The sequence below is a fragment of the Chromobacterium alkanivorans genome (assembly GCF_016937655.1).
Taxonomy (GTDB): domain Bacteria; phylum Pseudomonadota; class Gammaproteobacteria; order Burkholderiales; family Chromobacteriaceae; genus Chromobacterium; species Chromobacterium alkanivorans.
On record NZ_JAFHKL010000022.1, the window covers coordinates 1 to 25,704 of the forward strand.

18 protein-coding genes are annotated in these 25,704 nt (G+C 63.0%); 4 read left to right on the forward strand and 14 right to left on the reverse strand.

What is annotated here, in order from left to right; translation table 11 throughout:
* Positions 1–90: 90 nt before the first annotated feature.
* The 6 genes from JW897_RS23410 to JW897_RS23435 form a co-directional block, all read right to left on the reverse strand.
* Positions 91–2,640 carry a TonB-dependent receptor gene (locus tag JW897_RS23410; protein WP_259045910.1) on the reverse strand — a complete coding sequence of 850 codons (2,550 nt, stop codon included), beginning with the start codon at positions 2,638–2,640 and terminating at the stop codon, positions 91–93.
* 571 nt (positions 2,641–3,211) lie between these two features.
* Complete coding sequence (locus tag JW897_RS23415) at positions 3,212–5,803, reverse strand: TonB-dependent receptor (RefSeq protein WP_240352353.1); 2,592 nt, start codon at positions 5,801–5,803, stop codon at positions 3,212–3,214.
* 389 nt (positions 5,804–6,192) lie between these two features.
* Positions 6,193–8,460 (reverse strand): glycoside hydrolase, encoded by a 2,268-nt coding sequence (locus tag JW897_RS24575; RefSeq protein WP_205467840.1) that lies wholly within the window; start codon positions 8,458–8,460, stop codon positions 6,193–6,195.
* Positions 8,461–8,543: 83 nt separating this feature from the next.
* Entirely contained in the window at positions 8,544–9,320 is a 777-nt protein-coding gene (locus tag JW897_RS23425) for a DUF2861 family protein (RefSeq protein WP_205467841.1), read from the reverse strand.
* Complete coding sequence (locus JW897_RS23430; protein WP_240352354.1) at positions 9,320–9,964, reverse strand: response regulator transcription factor; 645 nt, start codon at positions 9,962–9,964, stop codon at positions 9,320–9,322. The genes JW897_RS23425 and JW897_RS23430 overlap by 1 nt, the downstream gene beginning before the upstream one ends.
* Positions 9,961–11,343: an ATP-binding protein gene (locus JW897_RS23435; protein WP_205467842.1), complete on the reverse strand. Its 1,383-nt coding sequence runs from the start codon at positions 11,341–11,343 to the stop codon at positions 9,961–9,963. The genes JW897_RS23430 and JW897_RS23435 overlap by 4 nt, the downstream gene beginning before the upstream one ends.
* A gap of 99 nt (positions 11,344–11,442) precedes the next feature.
* Between JW897_RS23435 and JW897_RS23440 the strand changes: the two genes are divergently transcribed.
* Positions 11,443–12,750, forward strand: coding sequence for an MFS transporter (locus tag JW897_RS23440; RefSeq protein WP_048416027.1), 1,308 nt, complete (start codon positions 11,443–11,445; stop codon positions 12,748–12,750).
* Between the two features lie 254 nt (positions 12,751–13,004).
* Here the strand turns inward: JW897_RS23440 and JW897_RS23445 are convergent, their stop codons facing one another.
* The 8 genes from JW897_RS23445 to JW897_RS23480 form a co-directional block, all read right to left on the reverse strand.
* Positions 13,005–13,550 carry a DUF1120 domain-containing protein gene (locus JW897_RS23445; RefSeq protein WP_205467843.1) on the reverse strand — a complete coding sequence of 182 codons (546 nt, stop codon included), beginning with the start codon at positions 13,548–13,550 and terminating at the stop codon, positions 13,005–13,007.
* A 2-nt stretch (positions 13,551–13,552) separates the two neighbouring features.
* The gene (locus JW897_RS23450) at positions 13,553–16,036 is read right to left on the reverse strand and encodes a fimbria/pilus outer membrane usher protein (RefSeq protein ID WP_205467844.1); all 2,484 of its coding nucleotides are present in this window, start codon (positions 16,034–16,036) and stop codon (positions 13,553–13,555) included.
* Between the two features lie 35 nt (positions 16,037–16,071).
* A complete protein-coding gene (locus JW897_RS23455; protein WP_205467845.1) occupies positions 16,072–16,749 on the reverse strand; it encodes a DUF1120 domain-containing protein in 678 nt (225 codons plus the stop codon).
* Positions 16,750–16,765: 16 nt separating this feature from the next.
* On the reverse strand, positions 16,766–17,494 hold the full coding sequence (locus JW897_RS23460) for a fimbria/pilus chaperone family protein (protein WP_205467846.1): 729 nt from the start codon (positions 17,492–17,494) through the stop codon (positions 16,766–16,768).
* A gap of 162 nt (positions 17,495–17,656) precedes the next feature.
* On the reverse strand, positions 17,657–18,388 hold the full coding sequence (locus tag JW897_RS23465) for a DUF1120 domain-containing protein (RefSeq protein WP_156188015.1): 732 nt from the start codon (positions 18,386–18,388) through the stop codon (positions 17,657–17,659).
* 327 nt (positions 18,389–18,715) lie between these two features.
* Positions 18,716–19,447, reverse strand: coding sequence for a DUF1120 domain-containing protein (locus tag JW897_RS23470; RefSeq protein ID WP_205467847.1), 732 nt, complete (start codon positions 19,445–19,447; stop codon positions 18,716–18,718).
* A 525-nt stretch (positions 19,448–19,972) separates the two neighbouring features.
* Complete coding sequence (locus JW897_RS23475) at positions 19,973–21,367, reverse strand: dihydrolipoyl dehydrogenase (protein ID WP_205467848.1); 1,395 nt, start codon at positions 21,365–21,367, stop codon at positions 19,973–19,975.
* A gap of 148 nt (positions 21,368–21,515) precedes the next feature.
* Entirely contained in the window at positions 21,516–22,247 is a 732-nt protein-coding gene (locus tag JW897_RS23480) for a glutathione peroxidase (RefSeq protein ID WP_205467849.1), read from the reverse strand.
* Positions 22,248–22,431: 184 nt separating this feature from the next.
* On the opposite strand from JW897_RS23480, the gene trkA reads away from it, so the two are divergent.
* The 3 genes from trkA to JW897_RS23495 are packed head-to-tail and all read left to right on the forward strand — an operon-like array spanning position 22,432 to position 25,658.
* Positions 22,432–23,805 (forward strand): Trk system potassium transporter TrkA, encoded by a 1,374-nt coding sequence (gene trkA, locus JW897_RS23485; protein WP_048416042.1) that lies wholly within the window; start codon positions 22,432–22,434, stop codon positions 23,803–23,805.
* Between the two features lie 2 nt (positions 23,806–23,807).
* The gene (gene gloA2, locus JW897_RS23490; protein ID WP_156188017.1) at positions 23,808–24,200 is read left to right on the forward strand and encodes an SMU1112c/YaeR family gloxylase I-like metalloprotein; all 393 of its coding nucleotides are present in this window, start codon (positions 23,808–23,810) and stop codon (positions 24,198–24,200) included.
* Between the two features lie 3 nt (positions 24,201–24,203).
* Positions 24,204–25,658 carry a TrkH family potassium uptake protein gene (locus JW897_RS23495; protein ID WP_205467850.1) on the forward strand — a complete coding sequence of 485 codons (1,455 nt, stop codon included), beginning with the start codon at positions 24,204–24,206 and terminating at the stop codon, positions 25,656–25,658.
* Positions 25,659–25,704 lie beyond the last annotated feature (46 nt).

Consider the following 25,704-nt stretch of genomic DNA (forward strand, 5'->3'; position numbering starts at 1 on the left):
TCCACTGTCTTCTGATTCGCTCGGCGGCGGCGCGCCGCCGAGCCCGAGAACAGGGCGGATCCGATCCGCCCCGTCCAGTGTCCCGCCGCCTTAGAGCTTGTAATTAGCCTTGAGGAAGAAGGAACGGCCCATCGGATCGGTAAAGCGCGGATCGTAGCTACGCGGCGTGGTATCGCTCTGGTTGGAGTACGGCGGCTCTTGATCGAACAGGTTCTTGATGCCGGCGGTCACCGTCAGCTGCTTGTTCCAGGCGTAGGAACCGGACAGATTCCAGGTGGAGTAAGGCCGCACAGTATTGTTCTGACCTTTCTTCGAGTTGCTGTCGGTGTAGCCGGAACGATAGTTCTGCGCCAGCACCCCGCTCCACGCGCCCAGCGACCAGTTCATCGACAAAGTGTGCTGCCAGCGGAAAGCCGGACCGTTCGCATCGATGTAAGATCCAAGGTTGCTGAAGTACGGGCCCTCTTTCTCTTTCTGGTAGGAGTACTTGGACAGATAGGTGCCATCCAGGGACGCATTGAAAGTGCCAATCGCGGTCCTGGGCAACAGCCAGTTCATCTTGATATCCACCCCTGCAGCGCTGAGATTGCCCAGGTTGGAATAGTCATCGACTAGATAAGACAGATTGCCGTTGCTATCGCGAATGAAGCGATCCGAATATTTGGACGGATTAGCGAAGATAGTATCTTCCGGGATCACATTGATCTGATTCTTGATCATGGTCCACCAGAAGTCGGCACTGGCGGTAAAGCTCTTCACCGGCTCGATCACGATGCCAAAGGACAAGGAGGACGACTTTTCCGGCTCCAGGTTCTTGTTGCCGCCGTAACGGATATCCCGCTGAATACTCTGGCACGCCAAGGCGTTCGCGCCAGGCACCGGGGTTTTGCCATTAGGGCAAGCACCGTAATCCACATAGGCACGGCCTGTCAGCTGCAACTGGTTAGGCTTGTGCATATTGTACAGAGACGGCGCACGGAAACCGGTACTGGCGGAGGAGCGGAACATCAGCTGCGGCAGCGGCTGGTACTTCACCGCCACCTTCGGATTGAAAGAGCTGCCGGAGTCGCTGTAGTGGTCGTAACGCGCGGCCAACTGTGCGTCCAGGTTCTTCAGAACTGGAATATCCGCCTCACCGTACAACGAATAGGAGTTGCGGCTGCCAGCGGCGTCTTCGGTCTTGTTCTGACCAGTGCTCAGCGCATCGCGGGTTACCGCTTTGTTGTAGATCGTGCTCAAGGACTCGCGGCGTACCTCCGCGCCAAAGGCGATGGCCATCATCCCGGCCGGTAGTTGCAGCACTTCGCGGCTAGCCTTGATGTCGGCCATGTCTATGGTGGACTTGGCTTCCTTGGTCTGGCCGGTTATGCCCACCGAACGCCAGGCCGCCAGATTATTGCCGGACAAGTCAAACGGATCCAAAGCCCCGCTGTCGACCGCGGACTGCATCTTGCTCTTGCTAACGTAGCCGGAGTTCAGATTTTCCTTGACCAGGTTTTCCGAACGGCCGATGCCGGCGCGATAATCCCAACCGGCGATCAGGCCTTCCATATTCAACATCAGGCGCTGCGTGACCGAATTGGCTTCAGTCACGCGATTACCTAGCGGGACGGTACGCACGTACAACTGGTCGCGCTTGCTCGGGTCCACAGCGTTGGCGCGGGTGATGTCTCCCCCAGTCGGCAACGGCGCGTTTTGGGAGGTAGTGGTGGTTTCGGTGCGGGTGTATTGCAGCGACAGCTCGTGATTGTCGCCGATGCGTTTAGTGGCCTTGATCACACCGGAAATCTGCTCTACCTCCGGAATAATGCTGGGGTACAGCGAGTAATATTCCTGGCAGTTTTCGCCATTGAACGTGGAGAACGGCGGCCGGCAATTCGGTGCGGATGGAGTCATTAAGTCCCCGGTAACCCCATCAACATAATTGCCAGGCCAGGCATTGGGACTGGAACCGGTATCTTTATTGATCAGCGAAGCAAAGCCGCGCTGAGATGCCATCACTGGGTCTTTTTTCTGGTAATCGATGGCGCCGTAAATATTGAAACCGTCGTTACCCAAATCCCCGTAGCCATAGGAAACATTGATGTTTTTATCATCGCCGCCGCCGTGCTGCGGATTGGAAACACTGCCTCCAATGCTGAAGCCCTTCAAGCTCTTCTTGGTGATGAAGTTCATCACGCCGCCGATGGCGTCGGTGCCGTAAATAGCGGAGGCGCCGTCCAGCAACACTTCCACACGATCAATCACGGAAAGAGGGATGGCGTTCAGGTCGGCGGAAGTACCGTCAATCGCCTGATTGGCCATGCGACGACCGTCCAGCAATACCAGGGTGTATTGATTGCCCAGACCACGCAAGCTTGCAAACGCGGCACCGCCCGTAGAGGCGCCCACTGCAGCTGCCGCACCTTGCGACGACTGGTTGGCGGCGATGCTGTTGACCACCTGCTCCACCGTGGTCAGACCTTGCTTGGCCAGGTCTTCGGTTTTGAGAATGGTGACGGGCAGCGCTTTTTCCTGCTTGATGCTGCGCTTGATGTTGGAACCGGTGACCTCTACCCGATCCAGCTGACCGGAGTTCGCCTCAGCGGCGAATGCGAACGGCGCATGGCTCGCCATGCCGGCCATGGCCAGGGCAAGCACTAGCTGCTTCTTTTGACTTCTCAACTTGATTTCTCCTTAACTGCACACGGAAACCAGCAACGCTTCTGGCGAACGTTTGCTGGATACTGCAGGTCGTCGACAATCGAACGTCATGACCGTGTTTCGAGTGTGTTAAGGATTGTTGCCTTCCGTCAATATTTGTTGAGGGACGATCCGCGCTGTCCGGCGGCCCGCGCCAATGTGCCGTTTGACGGAGAAATGCGTAAAAATCATGTTAGCGCTTGAAAATCAATAGACTATGCCCCTGATTTTTGCCAGCAGCTTTTACAATCCCCAGCTAATTCCATGTCATTTTTTATAGCGAACACAACTTGCCATTGTTGCTTTTTTGCATTTTCACGACAAATTTGTACAAGAATTTCAGATTAGACTAATTTTCCAAAAACTTATGCATTCGTTTTTTTAATGGCAGACATGCAAAAAATCATGGATCGCCAATGTCGTCCATTCCAACTTAGCCATTTCCATACAAGAAAAATCATTCCAAAAACATAAAACCCCGCCGCGCCAAACGGCGCGACGGGGCTTGGTCAATCCAACTTGCCGAGGCTTAAAGCTTGTAGCTGGCTTTCAGGAAGTAAGCGCGCCCCACCGGATCCGCCACCACCGGATCAAAACCGTACTGGAAGGTCTTGGTCTGATTGCTGTATGGCGGCTCCTGATCAAACAGGTTGCGGATGCCGGCGGTAATGGTCAGCTTCTTGTCCCAGACATAGCTGCCGGACAAGTTCCAGTTGGAGTACGGGCGCACATTATGACCCTCTTTCTTGGGATTCAGGTCGGTGTAGCCGGACGAATAGTTCTGCACCAGCACCCCGCTCCACGGCCCTTGCGCCCAGTTGAACGCCAGGCTGTGCTTCCAGCGCAAGGTCGGCTGCAGAATATTCTTGTACCAACCGCCCAACGAACTTAGATAAGGCCCCTTGGGCTCTAGCTGTTGCTCGTACTTGGAGGTGTAGGTGCCGTCCAGATTGACGCTGAAATTTCCCCAAGAATTCTTGGGCAGACGGAAGGCCAGACTGATGTCCACGCCGGCCGCGCTCAAGGTGCCCAGGTTCTGGGTAGTAGTGATCACATGGTTGAGCGAGCCGTCGGGATTGCGCACGAACTTGTCGGCGTACTTGCCCGGATCAGCGAAAATCACGCCCGGGTCCAACGCGCCTATGGTGTCCTTCACCGTGGTCCACCAGAAGTCAGCGCTGGCGGTGATTTCCTTGATCGGCTCGATCACGATGCCGAAGGTCAGCGAGCTGGCCTTTTCCGGCGACAAGTTGTTGTTGCCGCCCTGCAGCGCCTCGAACTGGGTTTTGCAATCGTCCACTTTGTTGCCGCCGTTAGCCGGCGTGCCGCCCGGGCAGCGCAAGGGGTCATCGAACTTGTCGGCGGTGTAGGTCTTGCTATTGGGCGTGAACACATCGTACAACGTCGGCGCGCGGAAGCCCTTGCTGGCCGAGGAACGGAACAGGACCTGCGGGATAGGCTGGTACTTGACGGCGATCTTCGGATTGAAGGAGCTGCCGAAGTCAGTGTAGCGGTCGTAACGAGCCGCCAACTGGGCGTCGAAGTTCTTGAAGATGGGGATATCCGCTTCGACATAGGCCGCGGTCACCCCGCGGCTGCCGCTGGTGGATTTGGAATCGGCGATGCCGGAACCCAGCGCGTACTGGGCAATGTCCTGGATCTGGCTGTCCAGCTTCTCGCGCCGGGTTTCCACGCCGAAAGCCGTCGCCAGCATACCGGCCGGCAACTGCAGCACTTCCTTGCTGACCTTGAAATCCGCCATCACCGTCTGGTATTTGGCGACCCAGCCGTCTCCCGTCAGTTCGGTGCTCTGCCAAGCGCCTGGCGCCGAGTCGCCGAAGGGGTTGATGGTGCCGTCCTGGAAGGCGGCGGCGATCTTGTCGCCGTGCACATAGCCTGACTTGTAGTTGATGATGGTCTTGTTCTCGGAGTAGGCCACCCCGCCGCGGTAATCCCAGCCCGCCAGCAAGCCTTCGGCATTGAAAGCCAGCCGCTGCGTGGTGGACAGGCTCTCGGTCACGCGCGGTCCCAGCGGCACTGCCCGTGAGTTGATCACCACGTCGCTGCCGTCGGTGGGAGTACCGTCCGGCAAATGGGTCGGATAGTACTTGTCGCCGGCCTTCAGCGTGGCGATCTTGGCCAACGGCACCGGCGAGATACGTGTGGTGCTGACGTTGTGCGCGCCCATGTATTGCAGCGACAGGGTATGGTCCCCAATCTGCTTGGTGCCCTTGACGAAGGCGGTCAGCTGTTCCACCTCCGGCGTCAGGTCCATGTAGAGGGTAGCGTTTTCGCCACAGGAGTTGGCGTCTATCGGCTTGGCGTACGGCGGTTTGCAGTTCGGCGCCGCCGGGTTGTAGGCGCTGCCCTTGTAAGTGAAGTTGGACGGGAAAACCCGGCCGTTCAGATTGTCCGCAGTCAGGTATTTGTTGGCGAAGGAACGGTTCAGCGTGGTGATGGCGTCCAGCTTCTGATAGCTCAAGGAACCGTAAACGTTGTAGCCGTCCTTGTTCAAATCGCCGATGCCGGCGGTGATGCTGGCGCTGCCGGTGTTGCCGCCCTTGTGGTCGGTGGACACCAGTTCGCCCACCACCGTCACGCCCTGATAGCTTTTCTTGGTGATGAAGTTGATCACGCCGCCAATGGCGTCGGTGCCGTAAATGGCGGAGGCGCCGTCGCGCAGCACTTCGATGCGCTCAATCGCCGACAAGGGAATGGCGTTCAAATCCGTGGCGTAGCCGCCAATCGCCTGGCTGGCGACGCGACGGCCGTCCAGCAACACCAAGGTGTACTGCGAGCCCAGGCCGCGCAGGCTGGCGTAGGACGCGCCGCCCGACACCGTCTGCACCGACGAGGCGCCCACCATGCTGGACTGGTTGCTAGCCAGCGAATTCACCACTTGCTCCACCGTGGTGAAGCCCTGTTTGCTCATTTCCTCGGTGCGCACCACCGTGACCGGCAGCGCCTTTTCCTGCTTGATGCTGCGTTTGATGTTGGAGCCGGTGATCTCCACCCGGTCCAGGGTGCCGCTGCTGGATTCCGCCGCCCAGGCGCTGCCGGCTTGGCCGCCCAGGCCTGCCAGGGCCAGGGCCAGCACCAACTTCTTCTTGCTAGTTCTCATGATTTCTCCAGTCATGTGTCTAACCTGCTTAGCGCGCTTCTCTAGACACGCTTTTCGCAGATCATCCAGCCACAGACTATTTGTCATATGGCCTGACACGATGCTTGGAGCATTTATTACAGACGGTCAATCGGCATCATGATTCGTCACACTCGGCTTTTCCGTCCCTGCCGGTTCCCAGAGCTGCAACCGCCCCGCCGCCATCGGCCGGAAAGGCCGCCGGCAAAGGCTCGCCACCTATACCAGGGCATGGTCCGCCGCGCCGGCGAGCGCAACGGCGCGTTGCCTTTTTGCCAATGCGCTGCGCGGCACGATATTTTTATGACATGTGTAAAAATCAGAAAGACGATTAAATCAATGCATTTAACTCATGCCTATCGAACGCCGACTCATGAGGCCGGACTCGGTTCGCAGTCCTTTAAAGAAACCATGCGTTCCGACTGTCCGGCCAGTTGCACCCGCATCGCCCGGCCGGCCAGTTCGCGTCCTTCCAGCCGGCGCGGCTCGGCGCTGAAATTCACCGTCAGCCGGCTGCCGTCGGCGAAGCGGGTCTGCTGCGACAAGCGATCCGGCGTCAGCCAGGAGAAGCCGGTCATCGCCTGGGTCGCCAGTTGCCGATGCAGCGGTCGGAACACTTGGTCGGCGCAACGCATCAGCGGCAAACGCCGCGCCAGGCTGTCCGCGCTCAGGTGCCAGAGCGGCGGCGTGTTGTACAGCCACTGCGCCAGCAGATTGTCGGCGTAGGCGTTGCTGAACTTCAGGTTGTCGTACAGCCAGTGATTGGTGGTGACGATGGAGTCGTGGAACACCGCCTGATAGAGCGGTAGCCGGTATTGCGGCTGGTAGTAGATGCTCAGGTAAGGCTGTTTCAAGGGCACTGAACGGAAAAACACCTCGGGCTGATTCGCCGGAAACCAGCGACCCAGGAAATACGGCGACTTGGGGTTTTTCTGCAGATCGACATCGCCCCAGCCCAGCACCGGCACCTGCATGCCGTGCGCGAAGGCGATGCCGAGGGAGGTGGCGGCGTTGCCGTTCTCCGAACCCACCGGCACGCCGAAGCGATCCCGCACCCAGGCCATGCTGCGCTCGTTGCCGGCCGCCATCCCGGCCTGGCTCATGCGCCGCCCCGGAGTGTAATCGTCGAACACCATGCCGGTGGCGTAGGCGTCCAGGAACCAGCTGTTGAAGCCCAAGGCCCGATGCAGCGCCTGGCTGCGCTGGCGCAACACCGGCCGCACGCACTCCGGATTGGTGTAATAGCCGGACTGCTGGAAGCCGCTCTTGCGCCGGCCGCCGGCCAGGGTGATGCCGCAGTCCCGGTACGCGGCGGCGCCCAGCTGCGCCGTCAGCCAATCTTCGCGCCGCCCCGGCTGCAAGGCGGTTTGATAGGAGTCGTAAGACGCCATCAAGTAGCCGGCGCTCACGCCCTCCGCCATCGCTTGCGGCTGCCACAAGCCCCCTTCCCAATTGTCCATGCCCAGCCACAGCCGCTCCAGGCCGGCCTCGCGCAAAGCCCGGAGCGTGCGCAGCGACAAGCCGCCGCCCCAGTCGTCCGCCGGGCCCAAGGCCGCGCCGAACACCTCCCTCACCTCGCGCCGCAGGCGGCGGTAAGGCTCGGCCAGCTTGTTCCACGCCGGCGCGGCGCTCAGCCAGCCGGCGCGCGCCTCCGCCGTGGCCGCCTGATTGAAGGCCGCCAACAACACCCGGCGCTGGTAGGCGTCGGGCCGGGCCGAGGCCGTCCGCAGCGCCGCGGCGGCTTCGGCGTCGAAGCGCTCTCTCAGCCGCCGCGCCAGTGCGCTGTCGCCGCGCAACAGGCTCAGCCAGCGTTCCCAGTCGCTCACATCGGCCGCGCCCAGCAAATCGTTGCCCCACAGATAGACATGGCTGGCGCCCACCAGCTTGGCGGTTTCAGGCTGCGCGCGCATCTTGTCGGCCAAGCTCTCGAAACGCCCCGCCTCGATCAGCCATTGCCGATAACGCTTGGCCCCGGCCAAGGGATCGCCGTCCGCCAGATGCAGCAGCAGCGTCATCGGCTCCCGCTGATTCACGGCGTTGAAATCATGGCTCAGCGCCAGGCTCAGGCCGGCGCCGTCCCGGCTGATCCGCAAGCGGTTGTTGAAGGGATTGAGCAGCAGCCAATGCAGACTGTTCGCGCCGTAGTCCATGCCCCACAGCGGCAGACTGAGGTTTTCCGAGGTGTTCAGCCCGTCGCCGGCGAAGCGCGGCAGGAAATCCAGCCACAGCGGATCGCCGGCCGGCGCATAACTGCCCTCGGCCAAGGGCAGCAGCAAGCCGCGCCCCATCGCCGCCGCCGGTTGCCGCAGCAACGGCACCGTCTCCGCGGCGCCGGCCTTGGCTTGAACCGTCAAGCTCAGGTCCGGCCCGTCCAGGCGCGCGCTCAAACGATAACGGCCCTGCTCCCAGGACCAGGCGGCGCCGGCCTCGTCCGCGCGCAGATCCGCCACCGCCCGCGCCGGACCTCCGCTAGACACCGCCAGCGGCGGCTGCCCGGCCGGCGTCGCGGTCACCGCCAGGGTGGCCGGGTCCAGCGCCACCCGCCATTGCGCGTTTTCCAGGCGGATTTGCGCCCAGGCGCTCAGAGGCAAGCTCATCGCCGCCAGCGCCAGAACAAGGAAACGAGGGGTAATCGGCATCGCGAACGCTCTCCATATTGGAATCAAGATGGAGAGATTAGAAAGGCAAAGGCCGGCGCGATTGTCAGGCCAATGTCAGGATTTCAGCGCGGGCCGACCTGACGGTGCGCCAGCCTCAGCACCAATTGGCCGCGCGCCTCGGCGCGCACCAGGGCCACGCTTTGCCACAACTCGCCCCGGCTGGGTGGCCAGCGCAGCGCCTCGCCCAACTCGCGCCGCCGCCACCAGACAAAACCATAGTCGCTGCGCCGCAGCAGCGACTGCTCCAGCCAAGGCTGCGCGCAGGCCGCGCGCGGCGGCGGCAAGCGCGACACCGCCAGCGGGCTGCGCGACAGCCAGTCCAGATTGGCCACTTCCGGCAAGGCCAGCTCCGCCTGCCATTGCCGGCCGGCGGCGCTGAGCTGCAAGCGATAAGCGCCCGCCGCCAGCGGGCGGCTCAGGTCCTCGCTTTCCAGGCGGAAACCCTGGCCGTCTTCCCGCTCCAGCAAGCCGCCGCGCAACAGGTCATGCCCCTGCGCGTCCAATAGCCTGGCGTCCTCCAGCGCGCCGCGGCCGCTCAACACCACCCGGTAGGCGCGCGCCAGCGGCATGTCGCGCTGCGCCAGTTCCAGCGTCAGCCGCGGCAACCAGGCCGGCAGCGTCAACGGCGCGTCCTTGCCGCAATGCTCGGCGCTCAGCGCCGCCAGCGCCTGCGTCCAGGCCTGCCGCTGCGCCTGGCTGCGCAAGGCCGGCCAGCTCTCGGACAGCGCGCGCCAAGCGGCCGCGTCGTCCGCCCCCAGCAAGGCTCGGTTCAAGGCCGCCAAGGGGTCGGCGACGGCCGGCGCGGCCAGCGCCAGGCACAGGCACAAAGCGCGCCGCATCAGGCCTGCTCCAGGCGGTAGCCGACGCCGCGCACGGTTTCGATGGCGAGGCCGGGCAGCTTCTGCCGCAGTTGCAGGATATGGGTGTCCACGGTGCGCGTGGACGGGAAGTGCTGATAGCCCCAGACCTGGTTCAGCAGTTCGTCGCGGCTCATCACCCGCCCGGCCATGCGCGCCAGCAAGGCCAGCAATTCGAACTCGGTGCGCGTCAAGGCCACCTCCCGTCCCTGCCAGTTCGCCGACTGCCTGGCCGGCTGCAGGCTCAGGGCCCCCAGACTCAGGCTGCCGTCGCCCAGGGGCCGCAGCTGAGCGCGAACCCGCGCCAGCAACTCGGCGTGGGCGAAGGGTTTGCTCAAGTAATCGCGCGCGCCCGCCTCCAAGCCGGCCACCCGGTCGCCCACCTCCACCCGAGCCGTCAGCACGATGACCGGCAAGGCTTTGAGCGCCAGCCAGCCGGGCAGATGCCGCAGACTGTCGCCGTCCGGCAAGGTGCGGTCCAGGATGACCAGGTCGGCGCGCAGCCACTGCGCTGCCGCCTCTTCCGCCCGCCGCAGCCACAGGCAGCGATAGCCCGCGTCCTCTAGAAAGCGGCTCAGGCCCTCGCCCAGCGTCTCGTCGTCTTCAATCAGCAGCAAGGTGTTCATGCAAGATGATCCTGTCGCGGCGCCCGCTTGACGGGCAGTTGCAAGCTAAAACTCGTGGGCGGGCCGGACAGGCGCAGCCGCCCGCCCAACCTCGCCAGCACCCGCAGGACAATGGCCAGGCCCAAGCCCATGCCTTCGCCGCCGCTGCCGCGCCGCCTCAGTCGGCGCAGCCGGTAATCCGACAAACGGCCGCCGTCGCACACCGTCAGCGTCAGTCTGCGGCCGTCCCAGTCCGCCAGCACCCGCCACGGCGGCCGGCCGTGCCGGCGCGCGTTGGCCAGCAGATTGTCCAGGCACAGACCCAGCCAATAGGCCGGCAACAGCAGCGTCGCGTCCTCGTTCAGGCAAAAAGCGGCCTGGTGCCGCTCCGCGACCGCGTCCAGCCACTCCGCCAGCCGCACCGCTTGCCGCCCCTCGTCCAGCCGGTCGGCGGACAAGTAATGGCGGCTGGCTTCGGCCAACTGGCGCAGGCGGCTGACGCCGCCGGCCAAATGGCCAAAATGATCTTGAGCGGAATCCGGCAGGCGGTCGAAGTCGCGGCGCAGCCCCTCCACCACGCCGGCCAGGCCGGCGATGGGAGTGCGCAACTCATGGGTCAGCATCTGCAAGGCGAAGCGCCGCTCCCGCTCCAGACGCCGCCGCTGCCAGGCCAGCCAGCCGCCGCCGGCCAACGCCAGCCCGGCCAGGCCCGCCAGCACCGCCCGCCACGGCCAGGCCGGCGCCGGCATAGGGTTCAAACACAGCCCGTCCATACGCTCCGCGCAAGCACTCGTCCCGGCCGCCGACACACTCACCCCGGCCGCTTCCGCCCGCTCCCGCCAGGCGGCGGCCGGGTAAAGCCGCCAATGGCCGTCGCGCAGCCGCCACAAGGCGCCGTCCTGCCACAGCCAGCGCGCGCCGGCCAGCAAGGCGTCCAGATTGTCGTCGGACAAAGCGCCCAACAACCCCAGGTCGTCGGCGCGCTCGCGCACGTGCAGCCAGTCCGCCGCCTCCGCCCGCGGCCGGCCCTGCCGCCAATGCGCGGCGCTGCTGCCACCCAGCGGATGGACCGGATGCAGGCGCAGCCAATCCGTCGGCAAGCGCCCGTCCATGCAGCGCCGGCCTTCGAAATCCCGCCACAGCGGCGGCACGGCGGACAAGTCCCCCTCGCAGCCGCGCTCGTGCGCCGCCAGCTGCCGCAAGGCGCGCAGGCCGTAGCGAGACCAGGCCGGCTGCAGCGACTCCGGCGCGATCAGGCCCTCGTCCAGCGACTGGATCCGCGCCAGCGCCAAAGACTGCGCCGGCCGCGCTCCGGCCAGGGCGGCGTCCAGCCGCGACGACAGCCCGCCGGCCCAGGCGGCCTGGCAAAACAGCAGACAACAACACAGGCGTAGCATCATGCCTCGCATTATACGGAAAACCCGCCGCCGCTCGGCTGACAGCCCGGCGCGAATCCGCTAGCATGCGTTTCCGGCACATGACACCAGATCGGCATCCACGTGAAAGCAGGCTTCTCCTTCTTCGCCACCCGGCGCTTCTTCCCGCTGTTCGGCACCCAGTTCCTGGGAGCGTTCAACGACAACCTGCTGAAGACCGCCATCGTGGTGCTGATCAGCTTCCATGGCCTCAGCCTGGCCGGGCTGCCGCCGGAGCAACTGGTCAATCTGGCCGCCGGCGTGTTCATCCTGCCCTTCTTCCTGTTTTCCGCCACTGCCGGCAAATTGTCCGAGCGTTACGACAAGGCCGTCATCGCCCGCTGGATCAAGCTGGCCGAGATCGCCATCATGCTGCTGGCCGGCGCCGGCTTCTTCCTGCACTCCGCCGGCCTGCTGCTCTCCGCGCTGTTTCTGATGGGCGCCCACTCCGCCTTTTTCGGCCCGCTCAAATACTCGGTGCTGCCGCAATACCTGAAAGAGCATGAGCTGGTGGGCGGCAACGGCCTGATCGAAATGGGCACCTTTCTCGCCATCCTGGTCGGCCAGATCGGCGGCAGCATGCTGACCACCGGCGGCCCGCTGCTGATCACCGCCACCTTGCTGGCCACCGCCCTGTTCGGCTACGGCGCCAGCCGCGCGATGCCGCCGGCCCGGCCCGGCGCGCCGGAGTTGAAGCTGTCCTTCAATTTCCTCAAGGACTCGGTAGTGCTGATGCGCGACGCCTGGCGCATCCGCGACGTGCGCTGCGCCATCCTCGGCATTTCCTGGTTCTGGCTGATGGGCGCGGTCTACACCACCCAGCTGCCCACTTTCACCCGCCTGCACCTGGGCGGGGACGCCGGCGTCTACACCCTGCTGCTGGCGCTGTTCTCCATAGGCATCGGCCTGGGTTCTGTGGTTTGCGCCAAGTTGTCGCAAGGCAAGCTGCAATTGGGCATGGTGCTGGTGGGTAGCGTGGGCATGACGCTGTTTGGCGGCGACCTGGCGCTGTCGGCGCTGCCGCACTACCGTGGCGAGTTGATCGGCCTGGCCGATTTCCTGGCCCGCGCCGGCAGCTGGCGCAATATGGTCGATGTGGCGTTGCTGGGCTTCTTCGGCGGCTTCTTCACCGTGCCGCTGTACACCTGGCTGCAAACCGCCAGCCCGGACGATTTCCGCTCCCAGGCCGTGGCCGCCAACAATATCGCCAACGGCTTCTACATGGTGGCCGCCGCCATCGGCAGCGCGCTGGCTCTGAAGTTTTACGACAGCATCGCCATCCTGCTGCTGGCCACCGCCGCGCTCAATATTCTGGCCACACTGCATCTACTCAGCGCCGCGCCGGTGATCTGGCGGCAACGGCTGGACTGGCTGCGGGCGTTGCGCGGCTAAGAACCTGTTTACGATCTGCTGCGCTGCGTGGAGCGTTACACGATGAGTACGCCTTCGAAATGCTCATGTACCGTGTGTACATTCCGCTTTCTCAGCCGTTTTCGCCTTGTCTCGCCTTAGCTCGCGAGATCGTAAACACGTTCTAAGAGCGGCTAACATTGTCAGTTTCACGCCTGAGGCAAGGCGCGCCGACGCAGGCAGTACTTGAGTACGACAAGGCGGCGCAACGCAGCATCAGGGGTTTGTTAGCCGCTCTAAGCGTCGACAGCCTCCAGCTCGAACACCCCGTCCATCCGCCAGCGCTCCCGCTCCCGGGAGGGCACCGCGCCGGCCGGCAGCGCCGGCCGCACTTCCAGCTCCAGTTGCAATGCTCGGCCCGTTTTGCCGCCATCGGGGTACACATACACCCGCTGGCCGGGACGCAGCGGGGCCGAGCGCAGACGTTCGCCACCCGCTTCCCCCTCTAGCCGGAAGTAGGCGGCGCGCCCATCCAGCGTCGCCGAGCGCAACACCAGACGCACCGAGCCCTGGGGACCGAAGCGGAACGAGGCCGCATCCGCCGCCGGGCCGTTGAAACGCAAGGCCAGCGCCTGGGGCTGATCGCAGACGGCTTGCAAGCTCAACACCCGCGCCTCCAGGCCGGCCCCCAACACGCCTCGACCGACATGTTCGCGCAAGGCGGCCAGCGGCACCACGCCATAGTCCAGATGGGGCGAGCTCACGGTCAACGCGCACCGCCGCTCCTCGGCCGCGACGCCGGCGCTCAAGGCCGCCAGCACAAGCAAACTCCACTTGCTCATTCTCATCCCTCCGCTCCTCTGTCTTCGTCGCGGCGTTCCGACGCCTCCGCTTTGAGCTGCGCGCTTGGCGGCTCCTGCACGCAGCTTGCCTTGACGGTTTGGTACAAGGCGGACGCCTCCTCGTCCGGCAACACATAGCTCAGCCGGCAGCGTTGCCCCGGCAGATGCTCGACATACAGTCCGTTCTGCGCCATCGCCTGATCCAGAAACACCTCGCCGCCGCTCCCTGTTATCGTGACAAAACGCCCTTCCGCGTCAACCACGCTCAAACCCGCCGCCAATGACGTGCCGCCCTCGCCCACAATCTGGATCAACAGGCGCTGGGTTTTAAGCACCGAGAACGCCACCTGGCTGACCGAACCATGCCCGGCGCGCACTACCTTCAAGCCGTTCGCCACATCCGCGTTGCGCGGCAGGCTAGGCGTCTGCAGTTCCACCCGGGTATCGGCATAAGCGTTCAGGCTTGCCAATACCGCGTGGCCCTCGCCATCGCTCCACACCGGGCCGCTGGGCGTGCTGAACTTCACCCCGGACAAGCCCCCCACCGACACCACCCCTATGCTGTCGCGCAGCGGATAGGGCGAGAAAGTCAATCCGCGTTCATGCCACAGCGCGCCACCGCGCAGGCTGGCGTTGTAAGACTGCGCGCCGCTGCGCTGGCTCAAGCCCAGGCCCAGCTGGGCGTAACGCGGAATCCAGTGCAAGTTGCCGTTGAAGCCAGTGCTGTTCCTGTTGGCGTCCCGCTCCGCCGCCACGCTGTAATTCAGGTTGTCGCTGACGATTTCGCGGTAACTGGTCCCCAGGGTTTCGCTCTGACCATAGCGTTGCAGATAAGCGCTCAGGCTGGCGCGCTCCAGCGGCAGATCCACGTTCAAGTAAAACTGATTGCGATGCGCGCCCGCGCTCTGCCCCAAATCGCGGCCCATGTTCAAGGTCACATTGGCGCCGCCCAGACGCCGGCTCCAGCCGCCATTCAACCGCTGAGTGGCATCCGCGCCGTTGCGGGAGCGAGTGACGCCCAGGCTGAACGCGCCCAGCGCGTCATGGCGATAAGACAGAGACAGGCCGTACTGCGTCAACGCCGTCGGCGTCTCCTGCTGCCGAGCCGCGGAGTCCGACAGCGTGCGGAAGTGGGCGCTCTGCCGGCTCACACTCAAAGCGCCGGATAAGCGCTCGCCCCAGGCCGCGCTCAAGGACGCGCTGTATTGCATGCCGCTCCGGTTCGCCGCATTGTCGCGGGAGGTCACCGCTCGCGCGCCGGCCAAGACCTGAGGACTCAGCAGATAGGACAAGGCCCCGCCGGCGGAATGAAAGCGCTCGGACCACAGGCCGCCCAGGCTGAGATCCAACTCCCGGGCCAGCCGCCAGCTGCGGCTGCCGGAAAACAGCCACGGCGTGTCGCCATCCTGGCCTCCAAACTGGCGCACCCTGCCCGCCGCGATATTGAAACCCTCATCGTCGCCGGCCGGACTAGCGAAAAACGCCGCCGCCGGCACGGTGAAAGCGTGCTGACTGCCATCGCTTTCAGTAACGGTGACATGTAGATCGAAACCCGCCGAGAGGATGGGCACATCGTTCAATTCAAAAGCGCCGGGCGGCACCATCGTGCTGTACACCAACGCGCCGGATTGCCGCACTTCCACCCGGGCTTCGCTCTGGGCGATGCCCTTGACCAGCGGCAAGTTGCCTCGCGGCAACAGCGCTCCTTGCGGCAGCCACTGCGCGCCGGAGAAGTTCACGCCGGCGAACAGCGGGTTGTTCAGCGACAGCTCGCCCAATTGCAGGATGGACTTGCTGTCCAGCAGGGTCTTCTGCGCATAGCTGTACAGGTACTGGAAACGATTGCTCGCCTCGTTGCGCGCAAAGCTTTGCCGGCTGCGCACCATCCAGTCGTTCCAATTGAATCCCAGCTCCGTGAAGCCCTGCAGATACTGCAGGCTTCGCCCGCCGCTGCTGCTGCGCATGGCCAGCAACTCATAGTTGAACAGACCGGCGCCGCCGCCGCTGTCGTAGCCGTCCAGCTGTGCCTGCTCGCGCCGCAAGGCGCTGCTGGGCGCCAGGATGTCCACCCGCGCCAGTTCCGGCCGCAGCTTGACCACCGCCTGCGGATAAAAGTCCGTCAGCTCGCGGCAGCCTGCCTCCGCCGGCTGCCGGTCAGCCGTGGGCAACAAACCGGCGGCGGCCCAGAACCCGTCGTCGACGCACAGGCGACCATTCCCGTCTATCGTCAGCTCGGTGCTGCCGCGGCCGGCGCCATTGACGGATAAGGACACCCGATTCCTACCTGGCACAAAGCGCGCGCCCTGGCTGAAGTACTCCGCCACGCCGGGATCGATGCCGCTTGCCTTCAATACGCCCAAGTCGAACATCGTGCCGTCTTCGGGCACGCCTCGCGCCGCCGCTTCAACGGAAAACACCGGAACCAGCCCGACCAGCCACAGCAATAGCGGAATGGGCCGGAGCAACCATTCAATTGAACACTTCATCTAGCAGGACCAAAGAATTTGGATGAATAGGGAAATCAGGGATAGAAGACCGTGACCGTCGCGTGGCCATCCAGCTGAACGAGCTCGCGCGCGCTGAGCGCTTGCCGCCCCCTGAGCGCGGCGCCGACCCGCAGAGTGAGCACATGGGTGCTGGCAGGCTGCAACGCCTTGTGCGTTCCCAAGGCGTAGCCGTAGCGCAGGTCCAACGGCGCGGCGTCGGCTTGCAGCCACCCTTCTTGCCTGACGTCGCTGCGCATCAGCGCCGCCGTGCGCTCGTCTGCTCGGGCTTCAACCGGAGTCAACCACCAATAACCCAGCGCTTGCTTGCGGCCATCCCGGCCCAGACCCAGAGTCTGTTCCGCCTCCGTCGGCAGCAAGGACGCCGACGCCCGGACCGCCCCCATGACGGCGATGTCCGCTCGGCTGTCGCGTCGGTTGTCCCGTATGCTCAAACCCACCAGAGCCGGCTGATCGCACTGCACCCGCAAGCTGAGCTCACGCTCGCTCAGTAGCGTCGCGCCCTGATTCAGCGTGGACCAGGCGATGACGCCGTAGTCGACCACGCCGTTGTTGGAAAAACTGGGCGTGCAGCTGGGCGGCACCACTTCGGCCGTCAACTCGAACGGCGCGCTCGCCGCCAGGGCCGGCGCGCACGGCAGCCAGGCCAGCATGACAACACGCATCGCTGCGACAATCGCTTGGCTAATGTTCATGACCAGACTTCATCGTTCAGTTCAAGGACGCAGTGAATGAGTCCACCGCATAGCCGTAACTGGTTGCCGGCCATAACTTGACGTGAGTGGCATCCAACGGCAGCGTCTGACCTGCCGACGCCAGTTGCAGACGCTCGCCGGGCAGGATATAGGCCTTGGGTAGCTCCAACGCTTGCTTGCCTGGCTGCAACTCCACCTTGTGCGTGGACAGCCGCACTACATAAGGGCTGTCGTTCTTCACTTCCACCATGCCGTTCTCCGCCAGGCCCCATTGCAACTTGGTCCATGGTTCTCTTTCACGCGGCAGGCCCTTGGGACGGATCAGCACCGGCAAATTCTGATTGAAGGTCATCTGGATGCGATGCCCTTTCTCGGCGGTTACCGCGGGAATTCCCTCGAAAGAAGCTCGCATCAGCCGCTCAGTCTGCAGCGGACGCGACGATTTCAATAAAAAGCGGACCAATTGCTTTTCTCCACCCTCCACCCTGGAAATGGGCGGAGAAGCAAGCAGCAGGCCCTCCGGGTCTTCCGGCAGGTTTTCCAGGCGGACATACATCAGGCTGGCATGGGCGTCGGTATTCTTGACGTTGATCACACCCTCTCCGTCGCCCTCTTCCACCACCACCAAGGAGGTTTCCGGCACCACGCCGGCGGACCAAGCCATCAAGGGCAGCAAGGCTAATAGCAGGGCACCCAGCGCCCTGCCGACGTTCTCGGCGGCCAACATATTCAAGGCCTTCTTCATCTGGAACTCTCTCTCGTCAAAAACCAATCGCAATCCAGCCATGCCGTGACGACAGGCGGGATCCAGCATGCCTGCATTAGAAAGCCGGCACGCTGCGCGCCGGCCCGCCCATGTTGATCAACGTTGGGGGCGGGCGACCGCCCCCTAAGTCGATTAATTAACTTACTGATAGTAAATAGTGAAAGTACCTACTCCATCCAGCGTAGTGTCGTCCTTCACGTTCAAACGCCCCTTGGTATTCAATGCGGCGCCCACAACCATCGGGAAAGTATGTACGGTTGCCACAGCGGGAGTATTCACGCCCTTGCCCTTGATGGCGAAAGCCCCTACCCCGGCCCCGGCGAAATGCGGGTTCAGAGGAGACGTGGTGGTTTCTCCCCAACTAATACCACTATTATCGGAGTACAACAGGCGGGGCTCGCTGACCTCTTCGGACAAACTATTGGTCGCTCTCAGATTGGCCCTATCAACCGTCATCCACCATACGCCGAGCTTGCCCGCAGCCGCATCATTCCCCAAGCCCATGGTCTGGGTGTTTGCAGTGGCCACGGCAAGGTTGGATTGAGAATGCTTGACCGGCTGTGGAATTTCACTGCCCAGCAAAGGCTTGCTCTCCGCGCGGGCATCGGTGATGCGAATTCCCAGCGCGGTATCTTCCTCACAAGTCACCGTCAAACTGACATCACGGTCTTCCAGCGTATGCGCGGCACTGGCGCTTAGATTGGATACCGGGATGTCTCCATAATCAATTACCGCGCCGCCGCTCAATGTCGGCGTACATGCCGGTGGAATCAACCTCCCGGTAATCAGCAAGTCTGCGCTGTTTGCTGCCGCCCATTGCGCTGTTCCAGCAAAAACAGCTGCCAACACCAAAATCATTTTTTGCTTATTCACGGATAACTCTCCAAATAAATTAGAACTCACAACCCAAGCCCCCCTTTGAAAGCCTTTGCCTCCAACAGAAAATCTAAGCGCTGGCAACGTTTACTTCCATTAGTGGGCAGATCAATATTGCATCGTTCGCACTGACCCACACAATAGGATTTATCCTAAGCCATACAGATATTTACCCTAAAATTTCTCAAAACCACTCCCTTCAAGCTGCTCAATCATTAATTGATGAATATTTTAATTATTTGCAAAATAAAAACCGGCGAACTCAATAGTCGCCGGCCACTCCACAACATCTCCCTGTCACTCACATCCAACTCCATCCTCGTTTCATTGGTAGTAAATTGTAAACACCCCTTTGCCATTCAGTCTGGTGTCGTCCTTCACAGTCAAGCTGCCCCGGGCATTGATCGCGCCTCCAACGACCAAAGGAAACTCATGCAAAACCGCCACGGCAGGACTGGTCGCCGCAATGCTCTTGATGGCAAAGGTCGTTGAATCGGCCCCACCATAATGCGGGTCAAGCGGGGAGGTTGTCGTCCTGCTCCAGCTCTTGCCATTATTGGTGGAGTACAACAACTTGGCCTCGCTCACTATTTCAGACTCGCTATTGCTTGCCTTCAAATTTTCCCTATCAACATGCATCCACCAAACACCCAGCTTGCCTGAAACGGCATCCAGGCCAAGACCCATTGTCTGCCTGTCTGTTCTTGCAACCGCCAGATTCGAGTCGGAATGTTGGCTCGGCCTGGGAATTTCTCTATTCAACAAAGGCTTGGTATCAGCACGTGCGTCAGTGATCCGAATGCCTAATGCGGTATCTTCCTGACAAGCTATGATCAGGTTTACATTACGGTCCTCCAAAGTGTATGCCTCTTTAGGATGAAGGCTTGCAACTGGAATATCCCCATAATCAATTACGGCCCCACCACTCAACGTCGGAGTACACGCCATGGGAATCAATCTGCCGGCAATCAACAAGTCGACGCTATTGGCCGCCGCCAAAGATGGCACTCCGATGAAAGCACTACCTAGCAGCAAAATCAGACTTCTTTTCTTCATAAGTTCCCCTTTAAGAAAAAATCATCTCCAGCGAAATCATACGTCCTAGAACACAACTCACCGCAAAAGCAACTATAGCGACGACCATGCCCTCCATTGACACTGAGCGCGGCCATATTGCATTCCGAACCATAAGCTGTGCCATAGGATTTATCCTAAGACAATTAAATATCTCCTGATCCAAACTCACGTCACCTCAACCATATTATTTATGCCAACAACAAGGACAAGGCATGCGGCGGCGCACCCATCGGAGAAAAGCATTTGAAATTCATGGAGAATTTTCTATCGTCGCGCAACGCAAGCAGATAGTCCCGCGCTTTTGAAAACGGAAATCCATAAAGCACAATGGAATCAGGCCTGGCCAAATGCGGAGAAGAATTTTTTCGTGAACCAACCGTCCGCACCTATGCCGCGGCTGGATAAAAAGGAGAGGAGGCTCCTTGCCTTTCGGACATGAAAAACGCCCGCGATGACCATGGTCATCAGCGGGCGGGGGTCGGCCGGTTACGGTTAGGCGCGGCTTCAGTCTTGCGCCAGCTTGGCGGCGGCGTCGCGCAGCGCGGTGCGCAAGCCCTCTTCTATCACCGGGTGGTAGAACGGCATCTCCAGCATCTGGGCGATCGTCAGGCCTTGCTGATGACTCCAGGCCAGCAAGTGGGCCAGGTTCTCGGCTCGCGGGCCTATCATTTCAGCGCCCAGGAAGCGGCCGCTGATACGATCGGCGTAAACATGCAGCAGGCCTTGATTGACGCCCATCACCCGGCTGCGGCCCTGGTCCTCGAAGCTGACTTCGCCTACCGCGAACTCGCCCGCCGGCAAATCGGCGTAGCGGCTGCCCACCATCATCATCTGCGGGTCGGAAAACACCACGGCGATGCTGGAGCGGCGCAGGCCCGGCCCCACCGCCGGATACAGCGCGGCGTTGTCGCCGGCGGTCTTGCCTTCGTCGGCGGCCTCATGCAGCAGCGGCAGGATGTTGTTGGCGTCGCCGGCGATGAAAACCGGCGAGTTCCCGCACTGCAACGTCCGCGGATCGAACTTGGGCACCCCGCCCGCATCCAGTTCCAGGCCGGCGTTTTCCAGCGCCAGGCCGCGCACATTCGGCGCGCGGCCGGTGGCGGCCAGCACGTAATCGAAACGCTCGCAGACTTCCTCGCCGTCCAGATTCAAGTAGCGGATTTGCGGCTTGCCGTCGGCCAGGCCCATTTCCAGCACCTTGGCGTCCGGATCCAGGTAGAACTCTCGGCCCAAGGCCTGGCTGGCGTAGTCGCGCACCGCCGGATCGGACAGCGGGCCGACGCCGCCGCCGCGGCCGAACACGCGCACCTTGACGCCCAGGCGGGACAGCGCCTGGCCCAGTTCCAGGCCGATGACGCCGGGGCCGAACACCGCCACGCTTTCCGGCAGCGTGTCCCAGTCGAACACATCGTCGTTGATGATCAGTTTGTCGCCAAACACCTGGAACGGCGGCGGGATCAGCGGCGAAGAACCGGTGGCGATCACCACGCGGCGCGCCTGCACCAGCGTGTGTTCGTCCACTTGCAAGGTGGTGTTGTCGATGAAGCGGGCGTAACCGCGCAACCGGTCTTGCGGCGGAATGCCTTCCACGCCCTTGAGCACGAAGCCGACGAAACGGTCGCGCTCGCGCTTGACCCGGTCCATCACCTCGCGGCCGTCGATGCGCACCTCGCCGTCCACATGCACGCCGAAGGGCGCGCTGTGGCGCAGCGCGTGCGCGGCTTCGGCGGCGGCGATCAGCAGCTTGGACGGCATGCAGCCGACGCGGGCGCAGGTGGTGCCGTAAGGGCCGCCTTCAATCACCACGGCGCTGGCGCCGCGCGCCTTGGCGGCGCGGTAGGCTGCGAGGCCGGCGGTGCCGGCGCCGATCACGGCGACATCGATGTTCAAGGTGTGCATCTCATTCCTTTCGGTATCGGGATACGGCACGGCACGCTGAGCATGCCGTCTCGTATCCCGGTAAAAAAAGGGCCGGACGGAGCATCCGGCCCGCAACAACTCCGGTGGCATCAGGGCCCGAGCCACCGGGGACGAACACGGTCAGGCCTTACTTGGAGAAGTACTTTTCCACTTCGTCGGCGGAGCCGATCAGCTCGCCGTTGATGAACACTTGCGGCGCGGTCATCTTGCCGGCCACGGCGCCCAGCACCTTGCCGCGCACCTTGTTGTCCAGCGGCACTTCGACGAAGTCGTAGCCGTTTTCGCTCAACACTGCCTTGGCGCGCGCGCAATGCGGGCAGCCCGTCTTGGAGAACACCACCACTTGATCCGGCTTTTTGGCGCTGGGGTTGATGTAGTCCAGCAGGGTGTCGGCGTCGGACACTTTGAACGGATCGCCCGGCTCTTGCGGCTCGACGAACATCTTGTCCACCACGCCGTCTTTCACCAGCATGGAATAGCGCCAGCTGCGCTTGCCGAAGCCCAGGTCCTGCTTGTCCACCAGCATGCCCATGCCGGCGGTGAAGTCGCCGTTGCCGTCCGGGATCATCACCAGGTTCTGCGCTTCCTGGTCCTTGGCCCATTCGTTCATCACGAAGGTGTCGTTGACCGACACGCACAGGATGGCGTCCACGCCGTTGGCGAAGAAGGCCGGCGCCAGTTCGTTGAAGCGCGGCAGGTGGGTGGACGAGCATGTGGGGGTGAACGCGCCCGGCAGCGAGAACAGGGCTACGGTTTTGCCGTCGAACAGTTCGGCGGTGCTGACATCTTTCCACTCGTTGTTGTCACGAACACGGAAAGTGACATTCGGTACGCGTTGGCCTTCACGGTTTTGCAACATGGCGAGACTCCTTGGTTCGGATTGGCTGACAGGTTTAATAAATCGATGGGTGCATTCTGATAGCTGAGAGCAAATTCGTCTAATTGATTGTGGCAAGGCTGCTGATTTGCTTTTTTAATCGCCAAGCAAGTGGCCGCAGTAACCGTTAAAATTGCATAAACAAACCAACAACCAGGCCAGTGCGGTGAAGATTCTGATTCTCGGCGGCGGACAGGTCGGCGCCAATGTGGCGGAGAACCTGCTTTCGGAAAACAACGACATCACGGTGGTGGATCAGAACGCCGAGCGGCTCAAACAGCTGCAGGACCGGCTGGACATCCGCACCGTGGCCGGCAACGCCGCCCATCCGCAGGTGCTGGCCGAGGCCGGCGCGGCGGACAGCGACATGGTGCTGGCGCTGACCCGAGACGACGAAACCAATCTGGTGGCCTGCAAGATGGCCGAAGCCTGTTTCAACATCCCCACCCGCATCGCCCGCATCCGCTCCAGCGACTATCTGGCGTCCGAACACGGCGACCCGCTCGCCCATTTCGGCATCGAGTCCGCCATCTGCCCGGAACAGATCGTCACCGACCACATCTACCAGCTGTTCGCCTACCCCGGCGCGCTGCAAGTGCTGGACTTCGCCGACGGTAAGCTGCAGCTGGTGGTGTCGCGCGCCCATTCCGGCGGCCAACTGCTGGGCATGCCGCTGCGCAATATCCGCGAACACATGCCGGACGCGGACTGCCGCGTCTGCGCCGTCCACCGCCGGGACAAGCTCCTGGTGCCGGACGGCGACACCGTGCTGGAGGAAGGCGACGAGGTCTTCTTCGTCGCCGCGCGCGAGCACGTGCAGGCCATGCTCAAAGAGCTGCGCTTCAGCGAGCGCCCCATGCGGCGCATCATGATCGCCGGCGGCGGCAATATCGGCTACCGGCTGGCCAAGCTGCTGGAGAAGGATTTCAGCGTCAAGGTGATAGAGGCGCGGCCGGAACGCGCGCAGTGGCTGGCGGAGCGGCTGGAGCATGCGCTGGTGCTGCGCGGCGAGGCCACCGACGAAGAGCTGCTGGACGCCGAGAACGTGGACGAGATGGACGTGTTCTGCGCGCTGACCAACGACGACGAGGACAACATCATGTCCACGCTGCTGGCCAAGCGCATGGGCGCGCGGCGGGTGGTGGCGCTGGTCAACCGCACCAGCTACGTGGACCTGCTGGAAGGCCACCGCATCGACATCGTGATTTCGCCGCACCTGTCCACCATAGGCTCCATCCTGGCCCATATCCGCCAGGGCGACGTGGAGGCGGTGCATCCACTGCGCCGCGGCGCGTCCGAGGCGATGGAAGTGGTGATTCACGGCGACGCGCAGCAATCGCGGCTGACCGGCCGCCGCATCGAGCAGATCGACATGCCGCACGGCAGCCACATCGTGGCGGCCATCCGCGGCGAACAGGTGCTGATGGCGCATCACGATCTGACGGTGGAGAACGGCGATCACCTGATCATCTTCCTGTCCCGCCGCCGGGTGATCCGCCAGGTGGAAAAACTCATTCAGGTCAAACTGGGCTTTCTGTGACCATGCATCTGACCGGCCTGCACCATGTGGCGATCATCGCCTCCGACTACGCCCGCTCGCGCGACTTCTACCACCGCATCCTCGGCCTGCCGATACTGGCCGAGCACTGGCGCGCCGAACGCCAGTCCTGGAAGCTGGACCTGGCCACGCCGGGCGGCGGCCAGCTGGAGCTGTTCAGCTTTCCGTCGCCGCCGCCGCGCCCCACGCGGCCGGAAGCCTGCGGCCTGCGCCACCTTGCCTTCGCCTGCGCCGACCTCGCCGCCTGCCGTCAACACCTGCTGGCCGAGGGCGTGGCGCTGGAGGAGGTCCGCGTGGACGAATACACCGGCGCGCGCTTTTTCTTCTGCGCCGACCCGGACGGCTTGCCGCTCGAGTTTTACCAGCCGCGGGACTGAGACATGCGCAAAATCCTCGCCATCCTCTACGTGCTGTCCAAGCTGATCATGCTGTTCTCCTGCACCTTTCTCGCGCCGGCCCTGGTGTCCATCCTCTACCGCGACGGCGCGCTGGACACCTTCGTCACCGCCGCCGTGGCCGGCCTGGCCATGGGCCTCGCGCTGTGGTCCGCCACCCGCCGCTACCAGCGGGAGCTGAAACCGCGCGACGGCTTCATCCTGGTGACCACGCTGTGGGTGGGCTTCGCCATCACCGCCTCCTTCCCCTTCATGCTGGCGCGGCCGGAGATGCCGTTCAGCCACGCCTTCTTCGAGGCGATGTCCGGCCTGACCACCACCGGCTCCACCGTGATCAGCGGCCTGGACGCGCTGCCGGCCTCGCTCAACTTCTGGCGCCACTTCCTCAACTGGATGGGCGGCATGGGCATCATCGTGCTGGCGGTGGCGATACTGCCCATCCTCGGCATCGGCGGCATGCAGCTGTACAAGGCGGAAACGCCGGGGCCGATGAAGGACAGCAAGCTGGCGCCGCGCATCACCGAAACCGCCAAGAACCTGTGGCTGGTCTACAGCGGCTGGACGCTGGCGGTGGCGCTGGCGCTGAAAGCCGCCGGCCTGAGCTGGCTGGACGCGGTGTGTCACGCCTTCGCCGCGCTGTCGCTGGGCGGCTTTTCCACCCGCGACAGCAGCGTGGGCGCCTTCGACTCGCTGCCGGTGGAGCTGATCCTGAGCTTCGGCATGATCATAGGCGCGATGAACTTCGCCACCCACTTCCTGGCGCTGCGCCAGCGCTCGCTGCGCGCCTACCTGCGCGACCCGGAAGCCAAGGCCATGCTGTGGCTGCTGCTGGGCAGCATCCTGGCGATGAGCGCCTATCTGTGGGCCCACCATGTCTACGACTTCCCCACCGCGCTGCGCCACGTCAGCTTCAACCTGATCTCCATCGCCACCGACAGCGGCTTCGCCAGCGTGGACTACGCGCGCTGGCCCATCTTCGTGCCATTGTGGATGCTGTTCCTGTCCAGCATCACCGCCTGCTCCGGCTCCACCGGCGGCGGCATCAAGATGGTGCGCACCCTGATGCTGAGCAAGCAGAGCGTCAACGAGATGACGCGGCTGCTGCACCCGGCGGCGGTGCGGCCGGTGAAAATCGGCGGCAAAGTGGTGCCGGAAAGCGTCATGCTGTCGGTAATGGGCTTCATATTTGTCTACTGCATGTGCATAGTAATATTAAGCTTCGCGCTGATCGCCAGCGGCCTGGACTTTCTCAGCGCCTTCACCGCGGTGATCGCCTCGATCAACAACGCCGGGCCCGGACTCGGCGTGGTCGGACCGGCGTCGAACTACGCGTCGCTGTCCGACTTCCAGATATGGATTTGCAGCCTGGCCATGCTATTGGGCCGGCTGGAAGTGTTTACCCTGCTGATCCTGTTCACGCCGGCCTTCTGGCGCAAATAGGACGCGAAGAATTTACCCGCCGCGCGCGGGTCTGAACCAAAGCGGC

Coding starts and splice junctions, on each gene's coding strand:
- JW897_RS23480 (WP_205467849.1), bottom strand. CDS start 22,247: ATGTTGCAAAACCGTGAAGGCCAACGCGTACCGAATGTCACTTTCCGT.
- JW897_RS23415 (WP_240352353.1), bottom strand. CDS start 5,803: ATGAGAACTAGCAAGAAGAAGTTGGTGCTGGCCCTGGCCCTGGCAGGC.
- JW897_RS23475 (WP_205467848.1), bottom strand. CDS start 21,367: ATGCACACCTTGAACATCGATGTCGCCGTGATCGGCGCCGGCACCGCC.
- JW897_RS24575 (WP_205467840.1), bottom strand. CDS start 8,460: ATGCCGATTACCCCTCGTTTCCTTGTTCTGGCGCTGGCGGCGATGAGC.
- JW897_RS23460 (WP_205467846.1), bottom strand. CDS start 17,494: ATGAAGAAGGCCTTGAATATGTTGGCCGCCGAGAACGTCGGCAGGGCG.
- JW897_RS23455 (WP_205467845.1), bottom strand. CDS start 16,749: ATGAACATTAGCCAAGCGATTGTCGCAGCGATGCGTGTTGTCATGCTG.
- JW897_RS23425 (WP_205467841.1), bottom strand. CDS start 9,320: ATGCGGCGCGCTTTGTGCCTGTGCCTGGCGCTGGCCGCGCCGGCCGTC.
- JW897_RS23435 (WP_205467842.1), bottom strand. CDS start 11,343: ATGATGCTACGCCTGTGTTGTTGTCTGCTGTTTTGCCAGGCCGCCTGG.
- JW897_RS23445 (WP_205467843.1), bottom strand. CDS start 13,550: ATGAGCAAGTGGAGTTTGCTTGTGCTGGCGGCCTTGAGCGCCGGCGTC.
- JW897_RS23450 (WP_205467844.1), bottom strand. CDS start 16,036: ATGAAGTGTTCAATTGAATGGTTGCTCCGGCCCATTCCGCTATTGCTG.
- JW897_RS23495 (WP_205467850.1), top strand. CDS start 24,204: ATGCGCAAAATCCTCGCCATCCTCTACGTGCTGTCCAAGCTGATCATG.
- JW897_RS23470 (WP_205467847.1), bottom strand. CDS start 19,447: ATGAAGAAAAGAAGTCTGATTTTGCTGCTAGGTAGTGCTTTCATCGGA.
- gloA2 (WP_156188017.1), top strand. CDS start 23,808: ATGCATCTGACCGGCCTGCACCATGTGGCGATCATCGCCTCCGACTAC.
- JW897_RS23430 (WP_240352354.1), bottom strand. CDS start 9,964: ATGAACACCTTGCTGCTGATTGAAGACGACGAGACGCTGGGCGAGGGC.